This window comes from Brachybacterium equifaecis (assembly GCF_023509525.1).
Taxonomy (GTDB): Bacteria; Actinomycetota; Actinomycetes; order Actinomycetales; family Dermabacteraceae; genus Brachybacterium; species Brachybacterium equifaecis.
In genome coordinates, this window is the sequence record NZ_JAKNCJ010000001.1 from 950,091 (window position 1) to 964,652 (window position 14,562).

Here is a 14,562-nt window from a genome sequence, read left to right on the forward strand (position 1 = left end):
TGGAAGGTCTCCTCCATGCGTCCCCTCACCTACACCGGCTCGCGGATCCTCATCACGGGCGCGAGCTCCGGGCTCGGCGTCGAGTTCGCCCGTCGTCTCGCCGCGCGCGGCGCGGATCTCGTGCTCGTCGCCCGCCGCGAGGAGCGCCTGCGCGCTCTGGCGGACGACATCGAAGCGGAGCACGGGGTCAGCGCCGCCGTGGTCGCGATGGATCTGGCAGAGCCCGGGGCGGGCGCTGCCCTGCGCGAGCGGCTCGAGGCCGAGGGGCTGCGGATCACGGGACTGGTCAACAACGCCGGGTTCGGGTACTCCGGAGCCCTGCACCACGCCGATGCCGACCGCACCCGCGCCATGGTGCAGCTGAACGTCGACACCCTGGTGGACCTGACCTGCACGTTCCTCGATGACCTGCGCTCCGCGCGGAGCGGCGCGATCCTCGTGAACATCGCGAGCCTCGCCGCCTTCCAGCCGAACCCCGGCCTCGCGGTCTACGGCGCGACCAAGGCCTTCGTGCTGAACTTCTCCGAGGCCCTCTGGGAGGAGTCCCGGGCGGCGGGACTGCGCGTGCTCGCCCTGTGCCCCGGGCCGACGAGCACCGAGTTCTTCGAGGTCGCCGGGGAGGCGGCCGGTGCGGGCCTGCCGCGCATGGAGGCCGGGGAGGTCGTCGAGAGCGCCCTGCGCGCTCTGGACCGCCGCCATCCTCCGGCCTCGGTGGTGCCGGGGGCGCTGAACACGGCCGCGTCCATCGCGACGAAGCGCCTGCTCCCCACGGCGCTCGTCGCCCGCACCGTCGGCGCGATGATGCGGCGCGGCCAGGGCGCCTGACCCCGAGCACCTCGGACCCCCAGCACCTCGGACCCCCAGCGCCCCCGAACCCCAGCGCCCCCGAACCCCAGCGCCCCTAGACTTCCCCCATGCCCCGCGTGCTGCACACCGCCCAGGCCCTGGTGGACCTCGTCATCGAGGTCCCGGCTCTTCCGGAGCGGGGCGGCAACGTCAACGCCGCTTGCCAGGAGCGCTACGCAGGCGGGGCGGTGAACATCCTCGTCGCTGCGGCGCGCGCCGGAGCCGAGGCCGTCCACGGGGGCGCCCACGGCACCGGTCCGAACGGCGATCTGATCCGCGAGACCCTCGCGCGCGAGGGCGTCGGCCTCGCGGCGCCTCCGATCCCGGATGACGACACCGCCGAGTGCATCGTGCTGGTCGAGCCGACGGCCGAGCGCACCTTCGTCACGGCCTACGGCGCCGAGCGCCGCATCACTGCCGAGTCCCTCGCACTGCTCGAGCCCGCGCCCGGAGACCTCGTGTGCATCTCCGGGTACAGCTTCTTCGAGCCCACGCGGGAACCGCTCCTGGAATGGCTGGGCACCCTCCCGGACGGCGTCGAGGTCGTGCTCGATCCGGGCGCTCCCTTCGGCGCCTTCGACACCGCGCTGCAGGACCGGGTGCTCGCGCACGTGAGCGTCTGGACCTCCAACGCCGACGAGGCGCGCGCCCTGACCGGCCGCGACGCGCTGGAGGACACCCCCGCGGCGATCCGTCGGCGCGTCGGCCCCGGCTGCGTGGTGATCGTGCGCGACGGCGAGCGCGGCTGCACGGTCTTCCACCACGGACGGGGAACGGACATCCCGAGCTTCCCGATGGTCCCCGTGGACACGAACGGCGCGGGCGACACCCACACCGGCGTGCTCCTCGCGGAGCGGACCCTCGGCGCGGACTGGGAGGTCGCGGCGCTGCGCGCGAACGCCGCCGCCGCGATCAAGGTGACCCGCCGCGGCCCTGCGACGGCTCCCACCCGCGCAGAGGTCGACGCGTTCCTCGCCGGCGCAGCCCAGGAGAGCCCCGCATGAGCGCCGCCATGCCCCGCCCCTCCGTGCATCTCACGGCCCGCTCCACCTGGATGAACGACCCCAACGGCCTCGTGCACCACGGCGGGCTGTGGCACGCGTTCTTCCAGAACAACCCCTTCGGCTCCGACTGGGGCCACATGTCCTGGGGGCACGCGACCAGCACGGACCTCCTGCACTGGGAGGAGCAGCCGGTCGCGATCCCCGAAGGGGAGCAGATCGCGATCTTCTCCGGGAGCGTCGTGCACGACGCGGCGAACACCTCGGGCTTGGATCCTTCGGGCCCGCTGGTCGCGATCTACACCGGCGCCTCGCGGGAGGACCACCCCGAGCACCCCTCCATCCAGGGGCAGCGGCTCGCGTTCTCGACGGACGGCGGAGCCGTGTGGACGAAAGTGCCGGGATGGGTGCTCGACCGCAGCTCCCGCAATTTCCGCGATCCCAAGGTCTTCTGGCATGCGCCGAGCGCGCGGTGGGTGATGGTCGCCGTCGAGGCCGAGCATCGCGAGCTGCTCCTCCACACCTCCCGTGACCTGCGCGTCTGGGAGCACGTCTCGACGTTCCGGGACGACCGGATCGACGGGATCTGGGAGTGCCCGGACCTCGTGCCGATGGACCCCGCGGATCCGGACGGCGAGTGGCTGCTGATCCTCTCCACGAACCCCGCCGGGCCCGCAGGGGGCTCCGGGAACCACGGATTCCTCGGCTCCTTCGACGGGCGCACCTTCACCCCGGACCCCGCGGTCGCCGGCGGCGGCGCCTTCCCGCTGGACTTCGGGCCCGACTTCTACGCCGCGGTGTCGTTCCACGGCGCGCCCGCAGTCGAGGATGCGGAGCACCCGCTCGTGCTGGGCTGGGCGAGCAACTGGGAGTACGCGCACCGCTCCCCGAGCGCGCCGTGGCGCGGGGCGATGAGCCTGCCCCGGCGACTGCTGCGCTCCGCCGACCCCGCAGCGCCCGTGCACTCGCAGCCCGTGCTCCCGTCGGCCCCCAGCGTCCCGGGCACCCCCAGCCTTCCGTCATCAGAGGCGGCGCTGGATCCCCTGGCCGTCCACGTGCTGCGCCTCCCCATGCCGCGCGAGGGGGAGCCGATCGTGCTGCGCTCGCCCGGTCGGGAGGAGCTGCGCATCGAGGCTGCGAGCGGCGGCATCCGCGCGGTGCGACCCGACTCCGTGTTCGCCCCTCTGCTCTCCACGGCCGTCCTGCCCGCGTCGGCCGAGAGCGATGAGCTGGCGCTGATCCTCGACGGCAGCATCGCGGAGCTGGTCGCGGTCCCGCGCGGCGCCGCGCGGATCGCCGGGCCGATGGCGACCCTCCTGCTCGCCCCGGAGCCCGGCCCCTGGACCCTTGGGTTCCCAGCCGCTCTCCGCTAGCCTGTAGCGGAGATCACTCTGCGCAGCAGGGACCGCGCTGACCGGGAAGGAGGATGAGGATGAACTCCGCCCCCGAGCTCGTCCCGGCCTCGCCGCGGGTCACGAGCTTCTTCGACTTCTCCGCCCCGTCGATGACGGGAGGGGAGGTCCCCCTGGAGCAGTACCGCGGGAAGGTGGTGCTGGCCGTGAACACGGCCTCCCGCTGCCTGTTCACCCGGCAGTTCGAGGAGCTGCAGGCGCTGCAGTCGGCATACGAGGATCACGGCTTCACGGTCCTCGGGTTCCCCTCGGGCCAGTTCCGCCAGGAGCTCGAGACCGACGCGGAGGTCGAGGAGTTCTGCACCTCCGCCTACGACGTCACCTTCCCGCTGTTCTCGACGATCGACGTCAACGGCCGCACGGCCCACCCCCTGTTCTCCTGGCTGCAGACCCAGAAGGGCGGGATCGTCGGCGGGCGCATCGCCTGGAACTTCACGAAGTTCCTCATCTCGGCCGACGGCCAGGTGCTGCGCCGCTACGCCCCGCCCGTGCCTCCGCGCCGCATCGCCCGACGCATCGAGGAGGAGCTCGCAGAGAGCTCCGCGCAGGAAGCGCCGCGCCCCGCGCAAGAGCCACCGCGCCCCGCGCAGGATCTCGACTCGACCATCTGACCCCCACCCCAGGAGCCCTCATGGACCCCATCGCCCTGCTCATCATCGCCATCGTGCTGCTGGTGATCCTCGTGATCGGCGCCGCGCTGCTGTTCGGCGGCCTGCGCACGAGCATGATGTTCACCGTCCGCACGCAGGAGAACGTGATCGTCGAGCGGTTCGGCAAGTTCAAGCGCGTGGCGAAGCCCGGCCTGAACTTCAAGACCCCGTTCATCGACTCCCTCACCCGTCCCATCTCGCTGCGCATCCAGCAGCTCGAGGTGAACATCGAGTCGAAGACGAAGGACAACGTCTTCGTGACGGTGCCCGTCGCGGTGCAGTACGTGATCCAGGAAAGCCAGGTCGTCGACGCCTACTACCGGCTGTCGAACCCCGAGGCGCAGATCCGCTCGTACGTGTTCGACACGGTCCGCTCGGCCCTGTCGGGACTGGGCCTCGATGAGGCTTTCGAGTCCAAGGACGACATCGCCCGCTCCGTCGAGTCGACGCTGTCGGCGCGGATGCAGGAGTTCGGGTTCAACATCGTCAACACCCTCGTGCAGGACATCTCCCCGGATCAGCGCGTGCGCGACTCGATGAACTCGATCAACGCCGCCCAGCGCGACCGCGTGGCCGCGCAGTCCCTCGCCGAGGCCGACAAGATCAAGCGCGTCACCCAGGCCGAGGCGGAGGCCGAGTCCAAGCGCCTGCAGGGCGTGGGCGTGGCCGCCCAGCGCAAAGCGATCGCCGAGGGCATCGCCGAGCAGTACGAGATGCTGCGTCGCGTGGGCATCGAGAACTCCGCCGAGCAGCTGCTGCTGATGACCCAGTACTTCGACACCATGCAGGACGTGGCCCGCAACGGCCGCTCGAACGTCCTGTTCCTCCCCTCGAACCCCGGCACGGTCGGCTCGATGGGCGAGGAGATCCGCACCGCGATGCTGCAGGCCGCCGCCTCGCAGGAGGCCAGCCAGGAGGCCGACCGCCAGGACCAGGCCGGCCGCGCGAGCGCCGCCGCCCGCCGGGCAGCGCAGCAGCAGGGCTGAGCAGCCGGTGACCGCGCAGCCGGTGCCGGCCGCCCCGCCGCAGCCTGTCGTCCCGGCGACCGGGCGGCGCGGCCGGTTCCTCGGCTTCTCCCTGCTGATCGGGGGTCTCGCCCTGCCCATCGGCGCGCTCCTCGCGGTCATCGCGCCCGTCGGGCTCTTCATCCTCGCCATGGTCGTGATGGGCGAGAACACGGACGGAGGGATCGGCGACGAGAAGATCTCCCCAACCATCGGGGGGATCGTGATCGTCGCAGCGGTGCTGGCCATCGCGCTGGTGCTGCTGGGTCTCGTGATGGATCTGGTCTCTCTGGTGCTCGCGACCTCCGAGGCCTTCACCCGGCCGGACGCTCGGACCTTCCCGATCCTTGCGCTGCTCGCGACCGCGGGTGCGCTGGCGCCGCCCCTGCTGCTGGTCGTCTCCGCGTTCATGAGCGAGAGTGCGCCGGAGCTGGGCGGACTGGTCGGCACGGGCGGCATCGTCGGGGCCATCGCGCTGCGCATCGCCCAGGTCGTCCTCGGGGTGATCCGCCTGATCGCCGGAAGGCGACGGTGAGCGCGCCCAGCACGCCGGCCTCGTCGGCCCCGTCGGCGCCGCCAGTGCGTGACGGCCGGCTCCTCGGCGTCACCCTGATCGTCGGAGCCGTCGCGTGGCCGGTGGCGATCCTCTCCGGCGGCGTGCTCCTGGGGCTGGGGTTCGTCACGCTCATGCTGTGGTCCGGGGCCGGAGCGGACATGGGCGAGACGACCGACAACCTGCCCGTTCTGATCGCGATGACGATCGCGTGCGCGGCGGTCGCGATCGGAGCCCTGCTGGCTGGCATCGCCATGGACATCACGAGCCTGATCCTCGCGAGCACCCGGGCGCTCTCCTCGCCCGGCGACCGCGTTCTCCCCGTCCTCGCGATCGTCGTGACCGTGGGCGCGCTGGTCTGCGGTGCGGTCGCGTGCGTGACGACCGTGACGGGCGCCGGCGAATCCTCGGATCTCGCCGGCCAGCTGCAGGTCGGCGCGCTGCGGGTGAGCACGCTCCTCGCGATCGGGCTGCGCTTCGCCCAGATCATCCTCGGCATCGTGCGCCTGGCCATCGGCGGGCCGAGGGGCTGAGGGCAGGACTGAGGGCTTCGTTCGTCGGCCCCCTCCCCTACTGTGGCCTGAGGCGGAAGGGGCGATCATGGAGATCGAGTTCGGATGGACGGCCGACGGCGCGAGCTGGGTCGATGCGGGCGCCGTCACGGGCGCGGCCCGGGTGGGCCCCCGCAGCCTCGTGCAGCTTCTGCAGAACCGGCTGGGCCTGACCCGCCCGGCGATCTCCCCGTCCGTCCGGATCGCGCAGCAGCTCGCCCGGATCCAGTCGCTGCTGGCCGCGGAGCCCCAGGATTCGGAGCCCGGGAATTTCTGGCCTGCCGCTTCCTTCGCCGTCGACCCCTGGGCGACCGCATCCCAGCTCCTGCGCTGGCGCGACGCGGCCGTCGAGGCGGGCTGGCGGATGCCGGATTCCGCTCAGCCCCTCCCCCCGCGCCTCGCCGCCCTGCGCGACCTCGAGCTGCATGCCGCCGACGATGCTCCCCGCCTCGCCCCTTCCCTGGCCGACGACCTCCGCGAGCTGATCGCCGAGCTCGCCGCCCTCATCAGTGCCGGGGAGAGCTGGCCGCTCGGCATCACCCGGATCATCGCTGCGGAGAACCCCGCCTCCCTCCCGGGCCTGTGGCCTGAGCTGTTCGCGCTCCTGGGGCGCGCCGGTGTCGAGCTGAGCCTGCAGGCGGAGGCCCCCGCATCGCCCCCGCAGCTGCACGTCATCGCCTGCCAGGACGAGTGGACCGCGGCCGACGCCGCCGCCCGTGCCCTGCGCGCCATCACCGAGGGCTCGCCGGAGGCCGCCCCCTCCGCTCTGACGGTCCTCGCCACGGGCGACACCGCAGTGCTCGACCAGGCTCTGCACCGCCGCTGTCTGCCGGCGATCGGCCAGGTCGCGTCCTCCACTGCCCGCGCCCACCACCAGGTGCTCCCCCTGTTCCTGGACGTGGCGACCGCCCCGCTCGACGTCCACCAGCTGGCCGCGCTCCTGGATCTCCGCCTCCTGCCGCCTGCGAGCGGGGACGATGACGCCTCCGCGGGCGGGGCGCCCGTCGGCCTCTTCCCCGCAGCCGTGCGGGGGCAGCTGCTGCGTGCGCTGTCCCGCGAGCCCGGCGTCGGCGGCGAGGCCTGGCAGTCCGCCCTGGCGGTCCTCGCGGAGGATCCTCGCGATCCCGTGCGCGCGGCCGCAGCCGAGATCGACCGCCTCGTGCGGGAGCCGCTTCAGTCGTCGGCACTGACCCCGCCCGCGATCCTCGAGCGCCTCGACTGGCTCTCCCGGCGCCTGCGCCAGATCGCTCGCGGAGAGGGCGACCTCCTCGGCGCTCTCACGCAGATCGCCACGCTGCGCGAGGTGCTCGGGCTGCTGCCCGCCCGGGCGCCGATCGCCCCGCGGCTCCTCGCCCAGGCCGTCGAGGCCGCCGGCGGCTCCGGCCGCTCCCCGCTCGCAGCCCCAGAAGCCTCCTCCCGCTGGCGCTCCACCACCAAGCCAGAGCACCTCAGCCCTGCTCCCACGGGCACGGTCCTGTGGTGGGCTCCGTCCGACGGCCCCACCGAGCCGCCTGCGCGCTGGGACCCGCTCGAGGTGCAGCACCTCGAGCACGGGGGCGCCCGCCTGCTGGCACCGCAGGCCCTGGCGCAGCTGCACGTCGATGCGGCTCTGCGCGGGCTGCACCGCGCCCAGCGCATCATCGCCGTGCTCCCCGGCCGCGCGGCCGAGACCGCTCTGCCGCCGAGCGGGCTGCTCGCTCTGCTGGAGGCTGAGGCCGGGCTGTCGGAGGCCGCGCGCCTCGCCCCCGAGGCTCTGATCGACGAGCACCTGCGCACCTGGACCGTCGGCGGCCACGCGCTCCCGCTCGCCCCCGCGCGCGCCGACAGCGCGGAGATCGCGCCGTCCCCCGCCGTCCACCAGGTCCCGCCCGCCGCGCATCTCCTGCCGCGGCGCCTCTCGTTCTCGCAGATCAGCGGCCTGCTGGCCTGCCCGCACCACTGGCTGCTGGAGTATCCGCTGGCCCTGCGGCCCGCCGCGAGCGCGGCCCTGCCCACCGGCATCTCGATGGTCGGCACCCTCGTGCACGCCGTCGTCGAGAACCTGGTCGCCGCGCACACCGAAGAACCCGGCCTCGGCATGCGGATGGAGGTCCCGAGCGCCCAGGAGATCGGCACGATGTTCGATGCGCTCGTGCCGCGACTGGCCGCCGAGCTCGCGCTGCCCGAGCGGGAGGCGGAGCGCTCGACCCTGCGCGAGCAGGCGACCCACGCGCTCACCGAGCTGTTCACCCGGCTGCGCGACGCAGGGCTGCGCATCACCGGCACCGAGTCGCGCTTCGAGCTGCCGCTGCTGCTGGAGGTCGCGGGCCGGGAGCATGCGGTGCAGTTCGTCGGCAGCCGCGACCTCGACGCCGTCTCCGAGGACGGGCAGCGGATCGTCATCGACCTCAAGTGGTCCCATGCCCAGCGCCGCTACACCGAGCTGTACGAGGCAGGCGACGCGATCCAGCTCGCCTCCTACGCGTGGTCCGTGGCGCATGCGGACGCAGCCGATGCGCAGCCCCTCCCGAGCGTCGCGTATGGCCTGCTGCGCAGCGGCAGCTTCATCGGCGGCCCGTCGGCTCTCGACCCCCGCGGTCTCGCGCCGCTGGACTCGGACCGGTCGTGGAATCGCATGATCGCGACCCTCCAGGAGACCCTCGCCGAGATCGCGCAGGGGCGGATCCGCTGCGGCTGCGTCACGCATCTCGAAGCCGCGGGCATCGCTCCGGGGACCGGCGAGGCAGCCGCCCGTCGGGCCCTCGACAAGGCCCTGGAGGCCCAGAAGGCGAGCGCCCGCGCGCAGGAGCGCATCGCCCTGACCCACTACTGCGCCTCGAGCGACTACGCCCAGCTCTGCGGGCTGATGGGAGAGCTCCGATGAGCTACACGCTGATCAACGCCTCGGCAGGCTCCGGGAAGACGTACACGCTGACCACGCGCATCGCCGAGCTCACCGCCACGACCGATCTCCGGCCCGAGGAGATCATCGCGACGACGTTCACGCGCCGCGCCGCCGCCGATCTCTCGGACCGGCTGCGCCGCGCGATGCTCGACCGGGGTCTCGTGCGCGAGGCCCGGGGCGTCGAGGCCGCGCTCATCGGCACCGTGAACTCGGTGGCGGGGCGGCTCCTGACCGAATTCGCGCTCGACGCCGGGATCTCGCCCGACGTCCGCATCCTCGACGAGGTCACCCAGAAGAGCGCGTTCTCCGCCGCGATCTCCCGCACCGCTGCGGTCAACGGCGCGGCGGCCGGGGACATGCTCGCCCGCACGGAGAACGACGGCGAGGAGGATCCTTCGTTCTTCGGCGAGCACGCCTCGTGGCGCCGCGCCGTGCGCGACCTCGCGGCATCGGCCCGCACGAACCTCATCAGCGCCGACGCGCTGCGCGCGGCCGCGGAGGAGACGTGGCAGGAGTACCGGGCGACGGCCCTTCCGGAGCCCGGCGAGGACCGTCGGCGCGCCTGGGCGGGGCAGCTGCGCCTCGCGCTCGACGGCCTCGCCGTGGAGCCGAGCGCGGCGGTCGCCAAGCAGCTCGACGGCCTCAACGCCCTGCATCGGCGCCTCGTGCACCCGCGCCACGGCACGGATCGCACCGCCTGGTCGGACTGGACCCGGATCGCGAAGGTCGCCTCCGGCAAGCTCGGCGATCCCGCCGCGAAGGGCTACGCCTTCGTGAAGGACGTGGATGCGGCCCTGATCGGCCTCGCGCTGGAGATCCAGGAGGACCTGCTGGCGAACCCCGCGCTCCAGGCCGATATCCGCGCGCTCATCGCGCTGGTGATGCGCACCGCCGCCGATTCGCTCGACGCCTACGCGGAGCACAAGCGCGCCGCCGGCCTCATCGACTACATCGACCAGGAGGTCCAGCTCCTGGACCTCCTGCGCACGAGCGACCGGGCGCGCCTGGCGATCGCGCGCCGCTTCCGCCTGCTCGCGGTCGACGAGTTCCAGGACACCTCGCCCGTCCAGCTCGCGCTGTTCCTCGAGCTCGGTCGGCTCGTGGACGAGGTCATCTGGGTGGGTGACCCGAAGCAGGCGATCTACGGCTTCCGCGAGGCCGATCCCGCCCTCATGCTCGGCATCCTCGAGCAGATCGGATCGGGGACGGGCATCGGCCAGGGCGGGAGCGTCGAGACCCTCTCGCTCTCGTGGCGCTCGCAGCGCGAGGTCCTCGAGCTCTCCAATCGGGTCTTCACCGGCGTGTTCCCCGATCTGCCGCGCGAGCGCGTGGTGCTCGCTCCCGCGGAGCAGGCCGACGCCTCCCGCGCCGCCGCCGGTCGCCCCCCGGGCCGCCTGGAGGCGTGGACTCCGACGGACTGGACGCGGTCCCTCTCCGCCGAGAAGCATGCGCGCGCTATCGCCGCGGGCGTCGTGGAGCTGATCTCGGAAGGCCGGGCGGATCCTCAGGATCTCGCCGTGCTCACCCGCTCCAACGGCGAGGCCGAGGAAGTCGTGCGGGCGTTGGCGCGGCGCGGAGTGCCCGTGTCAGGACAGGGCTCTGCGGTCCTCTCCACCCGCGAGGGCCGACTGCTGCGCGCTGGCCTCGCCCGCACCCTCGATGCCGACGTCACCCTCGCCCTCACCGAGCTCATCGATCTCCTGCCCGAGCATCCCGCCCACGGCGACTGGCTGGCTCAGCTCGTCGGCGCCACGGACCTCGATGATCCGGCTCCGCGGAAGGAGCTCCTCGCGGACTGGTGGGCCGACGAATCCTTCGCAGGCCTGCGGGAGCTGCGCGGGCGCTGCATGTCCCTCACGCCGGAGGAGATGGTGCTCGAGCTCGTCGCGGCACTGGATCTGACCGAGCGGATCCGCAGCTGGGGCGATCCGGAGTCGCGGCTGCGCACTCTGGATGCGATCCGGGCGCTCGCCCGGGAGCATGCGGAGCAGTCTCGCGCGGCCAGCTCCCCCGTGACGCTGATGGGGCTGCGGGACGCGCTGAACAGCCTGGACCGCGGGCCTGACCTCAGCGGGATCCCCGGCACCGTGTGGGTCGGAACGATCCACGCGGCGAAGGGCCTCGAATGGGGCACCGTCGTGGTGATGCTGGAGCCGAAGGCGAAGGACCGCCAGCAGACCACGGGCGTGTTCGTGGTCCCGGCTGAGCGGCTCGACGTGGCGGCGCCTCTGGCGGGTCGCGCTCTGCGCTACTGGCCGCGAGTGCTCGAGACCTTCGCTCCGCTGCGCGATGGGCTCGCCGGCTCCGTGCATGCCCGGCGTCGCGCCGACGCGGAGCGGGAGGAGACGGGGCGCCTGCAATACGTCGCGCTCACCCGCTCGCGCGATGCGACCGTGCTGAGCGGTCCGGGCGGAGCGCCCGTGCTGGAGGACCTGCAGGGAGCGCCTGTGATCACCTGGGAGCCGGGAGGCGGTGCGATCGAGCTCGGCCCCGGGGCGGGCGTGCCCCTCGCCGGGGAGGCTCTGAATGGGGAGGCTCTGAACGGGGAGCGCAGCGTGCTGCCTGCGATCTCGCGGGAGCTGAGCTGCGAGATCGGAGAGGACGATCCGGTGCTCGCACTCGGCGCGAGCGCGCTGGCTGCTACGGATCTGCTGGCCGGGACTGACCAGATCGTCGGGGCGGGCGCGCCGGTGCCCGGCGGCGGGCGCAGCTTCGTGCCCGCTCGGCATCGGGCGTCGGCCGCGGCGGCTGAGGCGGCAGCTGAGGCGGAGGCTGGGCCTGCGGCTGAGGGGCAAGCGCAGGAAGCATCCGCGACCTGGCGAGTCGGCCTCCCGCGCCCGATCGGCCCGGCTCTCGTCGAGAGGGGCGGCCAGCACTGGGAGCGGGTGGGCGAGGCGATCCACGCCTATCTGGCCCTGCCGCTCGCGCAGCTCTCCGCGACCCAGCGGGAGCGCACTGCGGAGCGGCTCGTGCAGCGGTGGCTCGTGGAGCGAGCCGTCGGCGCCGATGCGCTGCTCGGTGCGGGGGCGGCCTGGATGGCATTCCTGGAGAGCGAGTTCCCGGGGGCCGACGTGCTCACAGAGCAGCCGATCGCCTGGTGGAACGAGGACGAGCAGGCGATGGAGGGCTGGATCGACACGCTGCTGCGCCTGCCGAGCGGCGATCTCGTCCTGGTCGACCACAAGACCTATCCGGGTGCAGACCCTGTCACGCATGTGCGCGAGCACTACGTGGGTCAGATGCAGGCCTACGCACGGGCCCTGGAAGCGGCGGGCACGGCGCCCGCCAGGATCCTCATCCACCTGCCTCTGCGCGGCGAGGTGCTGGAAGTCTTGCAGCCGGAGTGAACCGGGAGGGGAAACCCCACACGGGCGCCCCCGGCACGCATCCGCCACCCCCGAAATATTTTCGCAAGGAGGGGCTTGCGAAACCCGGGAGCGGCGCGCTACTGTCGTCCACGTAGCCAGGCCGGAGCGTTTCGCAGTCGCTCCGCCGGCGCCACGGATGTCGCTGACGCGGTGGAACTCCGCCAGCAGTCGCGACCTTCACGCGCCGCCGATCGGATCATGGGGCGAACAGGATCCGATCGGCGGCGCGTCTCCGTTCTCAGGGCCCACGGCGAGGCAGCCCCGGCCCCGGGGGTCCCGACGGTCCCCGGCTCACGAGGAGCCGGCCGCCCCTGGCCGCAGAGTCTCGATCGCTCCCGCTCACGACGTCTCCCCGATGCTCCGCGCACAGGGCCGCGGTTCCATGCGCGGCGTGGGCGATGTTCCCACCGCGCCGTTCGGACTCTGCCAGTGCTGCACTGTCCTCTCCCCGCCACCGGCTGCGTCACCGCAACCCGGATCCGTTTCCACGGGAGCGATGGCCACTTCCCAGGCGCCGATCTCTTTCTGCAGATTGCATCGCTCGCACAGGCCGCTGGCGTTCGCGAAACTCGTCGGCCCGCCGCGGGCATGGGCCTGCGCATGGTCGAGGTGGCGCACCGCCGCGTTGCACCACGGCGTGCGGCAGGTCCGATCCCGCCATCGCACCATCCGCTGGATCCCGACGGGGAACGCGCGCGCTGTCGCTTCCATCGCCACGAGCTCCCCGCTGCGGGGGTGGGTGTAGAGCCGCCGGTAGACGGCGGAGACGCAGGCATCAGGGTCTTCGGCCCCGAGTCCGCTCTCCTCACGAGCACCTTGCCCCGGCATTTCACGAGCATCCCGGCTCGCAGCCCCTATGCGGTCCGCACCGCCGCCTCGTCGCACCCCGGGCGGACGTCCCCTGAGCGTCTCGGTGATGATGTGCGCCGGGATCGCTCCGTAGCCCACCAGGTAGGCGCTCTCGGCATCGTCCTCGCGACCGAGCAGGGCCCGGTCCGTGATCACCACCCCGACGTCCAGCCTCTGGAGCCGGCGCCGCTGCGCGAGGGACAGCAGGCGAGAAGTCGGCAGAGATGCGAAGTCGCGGGCGGCAAGGTGTGCGGCGAGGGCCTCATCCGCCTGGGCAAACGACTCCTCGTCGAGATCGAGCACCCCCGCAGACTGCTCGCCCGTATCGTCGGAAAAGACAGTGGCCGCCTCGAGCACCGCGCTGACCAGCAGGTCCGCTTCGATCGTGCGGGGATGATCCTCGTGGCCCCGGGCGCGGAGCGACTCCGCGCCTGCACGCAGCGCCGACATCACCGAGACCGCGTCGATCGCCGGGAGCACCGCGCTGACTCGCGCCATGCCGTCGGCCAAGGGCGTCAGCGAGACGTGCCTGCGCTGAGCCGCCCGCTGGGCGCGAGCGCGAGAGTCGGACGGATCGAGGGCGTGCACCATCTCGGCGATCACCTCGGCGGCCCGCCGAGGGCCGAGGCCCTCCAGGACTGTCGGCTCTGCGGCGAGCTGGGCGTCGAGGGCAGCGCAGATCTGCGGCTCGGCGCCGTCGGTGCGCTGACCGATGACATGCAGCTGCCTCTCCGTCAGCCGCCCCTCGAACAGATTCCCGAGGGTGGCCGGCATCGACTCGACGACCCGACGGGCCGCTCCGAGCGAGAGAGCGGAGGCCGACGGGGAGATGCGACGCGCCAGAGCGATCTCCTGAGCGACACCGCGGCCCCGCATCCCGGGGGAGATTCCGGACGCGGCATCGGCCGCGCGGATCCGCGATTCCGCCTCCACCTGCCAGGTCGCCTCGAGCGCTGCGAGCGCGCTGCGCAGCTGGTCGAAGGCGCCCAGCGTGGCCAGAGCCTCCTGCGCCGACCCCGGTGCCGACTCGACAACGGGGGCGGCGGTCGATCGCGACTGGGTGAAGGCCCGCTCTACCGCGCCGAGGAGCAGAGCGAGGGCTTCACGGCCCGCCTCGCTCGGCATGTGCGCGAGCAGCGCCGCGAGGGCCCCCACGTCCGTGGCGTCCGTGGCGTCGGCATGGAATGCGCCGGCAGCCTGCGCAGGCGCTCCGGCGACACGCCCTGATCCCGGTGCGCGCGCCGCGGGAGGCGCCGGTGGGCCGGGCACCTCGGGCACGAATGCGGGATCGATGAATTCCATATCTGCATCCTGCAGCACCGGCGGTGTCGTAGCGTCGTAGCAACACTCCCGGCCGGCGGGGGCCTGGAGGGGTGAGGCGGGCGTGATGGCGCGTGCAGGGTTGACGTTTAACGACAGGTCGGAGATCTCCACCGCCACGAAG

The 14,562-nt window shown here is 72.9% G+C and carries 10 protein-coding genes; 9 read left to right on the forward strand and 1 reads right to left on the reverse strand.

Translation table 11 applies throughout. The annotated features are described in order from the left end of the window. The first annotated feature begins 15 nt into the window (after nt 1-15). The 9 genes from Bequi_RS04395 to Bequi_RS04435 all read left to right on the forward strand — a co-directional run bounded on the left by Bequi_RS04395 (nt 16) and on the right by Bequi_RS04435 (nt 12,248). Nucleotides 16-825, forward strand: a complete 810-nt coding sequence (locus Bequi_RS04395; RefSeq protein ID WP_249736726.1) for an SDR family NAD(P)-dependent oxidoreductase — start codon at nt 16-18, stop codon at nt 823-825. 89 nt (nt 826-914) lie between these two features. Further along, nucleotides 915-1,850 (forward strand): PfkB family carbohydrate kinase, encoded by a 936-nt coding sequence (locus Bequi_RS04400; RefSeq protein ID WP_249736727.1) that lies wholly within the window; start codon nt 915-917, stop codon nt 1,848-1,850. Continuing rightward, nucleotides 1,847-3,220, forward strand: a complete 1,374-nt coding sequence (locus Bequi_RS04405) for a glycoside hydrolase family 32 protein (RefSeq protein WP_249736728.1) — start codon at nt 1,847-1,849, stop codon at nt 3,218-3,220. The genes Bequi_RS04400 and Bequi_RS04405 overlap by 4 nt, the downstream gene beginning before the upstream one ends. Before the next feature lie 59 nt (nt 3,221-3,279). Beyond that, nucleotides 3,280-3,870, forward strand: a complete 591-nt coding sequence (locus tag Bequi_RS04410; RefSeq protein ID WP_249736729.1) for a glutathione peroxidase — start codon at nt 3,280-3,282, stop codon at nt 3,868-3,870. Between the two features lie 20 nt (nt 3,871-3,890). Beyond that, a complete protein-coding gene (locus Bequi_RS04415) occupies nt 3,891-4,895 on the forward strand; it encodes an SPFH domain-containing protein (RefSeq protein WP_249736730.1) in 1,005 nt (334 codons plus the stop codon). A gap of 7 nt (nt 4,896-4,902) precedes the next feature. After that, nucleotides 4,903-5,448: a hypothetical protein gene (locus Bequi_RS04420; protein ID WP_249736731.1), complete on the forward strand. Its 546-nt coding sequence runs from the start codon at nt 4,903-4,905 to the stop codon at nt 5,446-5,448. Next, a complete protein-coding gene (locus tag Bequi_RS04425) occupies nt 5,445-5,999 on the forward strand; it encodes a hypothetical protein (RefSeq protein ID WP_249736732.1) in 555 nt (184 codons plus the stop codon). Before Bequi_RS04420 ends, Bequi_RS04425 begins: the two co-directional genes overlap by 4 nt. Nucleotides 6,000-6,066: 67 nt before the next feature. Continuing rightward, nucleotides 6,067-8,880: a PD-(D/E)XK nuclease family protein gene (locus Bequi_RS04430; RefSeq protein ID WP_249736733.1), complete on the forward strand. Its 2,814-nt coding sequence runs from the start codon at nt 6,067-6,069 to the stop codon at nt 8,878-8,880. After that, nucleotides 8,877-12,248 (forward strand): UvrD-helicase domain-containing protein, encoded by a 3,372-nt coding sequence (locus Bequi_RS04435; RefSeq protein ID WP_249736734.1) that lies wholly within the window; start codon nt 8,877-8,879, stop codon nt 12,246-12,248. Before Bequi_RS04430 ends, Bequi_RS04435 begins: the two co-directional genes overlap by 4 nt. Before the next feature lie 360 nt (nt 12,249-12,608). On the opposite strand, the gene Bequi_RS04440 is transcribed toward Bequi_RS04435, so the two are convergent. Beyond that, the gene (locus tag Bequi_RS04440) at nt 12,609-14,420 is read right to left on the reverse strand and encodes an HNH endonuclease (protein ID WP_249736735.1); all 1,812 of its coding nucleotides are present in this window, start codon (nt 14,418-14,420) and stop codon (nt 12,609-12,611) included. Nucleotides 14,421-14,562: the final 142 nt, after the last annotated feature.

What these genes read in the sequence shown, in the direction of transcription:
- Bequi_RS04395 (WP_249736726.1), top strand. Translation starts at nt 16, where the DNA reads ATGCGTCCCCTCACCTACACCGGCTCGCGGATCCTCATCACGGGCGCG.
- Bequi_RS04400 (WP_249736727.1), top strand. Translation starts at nt 915, where the DNA reads ATGCCCCGCGTGCTGCACACCGCCCAGGCCCTGGTGGACCTCGTCATC.
- Bequi_RS04405 (WP_249736728.1), top strand. Translation starts at nt 1,847, where the DNA reads ATGAGCGCCGCCATGCCCCGCCCCTCCGTGCATCTCACGGCCCGCTCC.
- Bequi_RS04410 (WP_249736729.1), top strand. Translation starts at nt 3,280, where the DNA reads ATGAACTCCGCCCCCGAGCTCGTCCCGGCCTCGCCGCGGGTCACGAGC.
- Bequi_RS04415 (WP_249736730.1), top strand. Translation starts at nt 3,891, where the DNA reads ATGGACCCCATCGCCCTGCTCATCATCGCCATCGTGCTGCTGGTGATC.
- Bequi_RS04430 (WP_249736733.1), top strand. Translation starts at nt 6,067, where the DNA reads ATGGAGATCGAGTTCGGATGGACGGCCGACGGCGCGAGCTGGGTCGAT.
- Bequi_RS04435 (WP_249736734.1), top strand. Translation starts at nt 8,877, where the DNA reads ATGAGCTACACGCTGATCAACGCCTCGGCAGGCTCCGGGAAGACGTAC.
- Bequi_RS04440 (WP_249736735.1), bottom strand. Translation starts at nt 14,420, where the DNA reads ATGGAATTCATCGATCCCGCATTCGTGCCCGAGGTGCCCGGCCCACCG.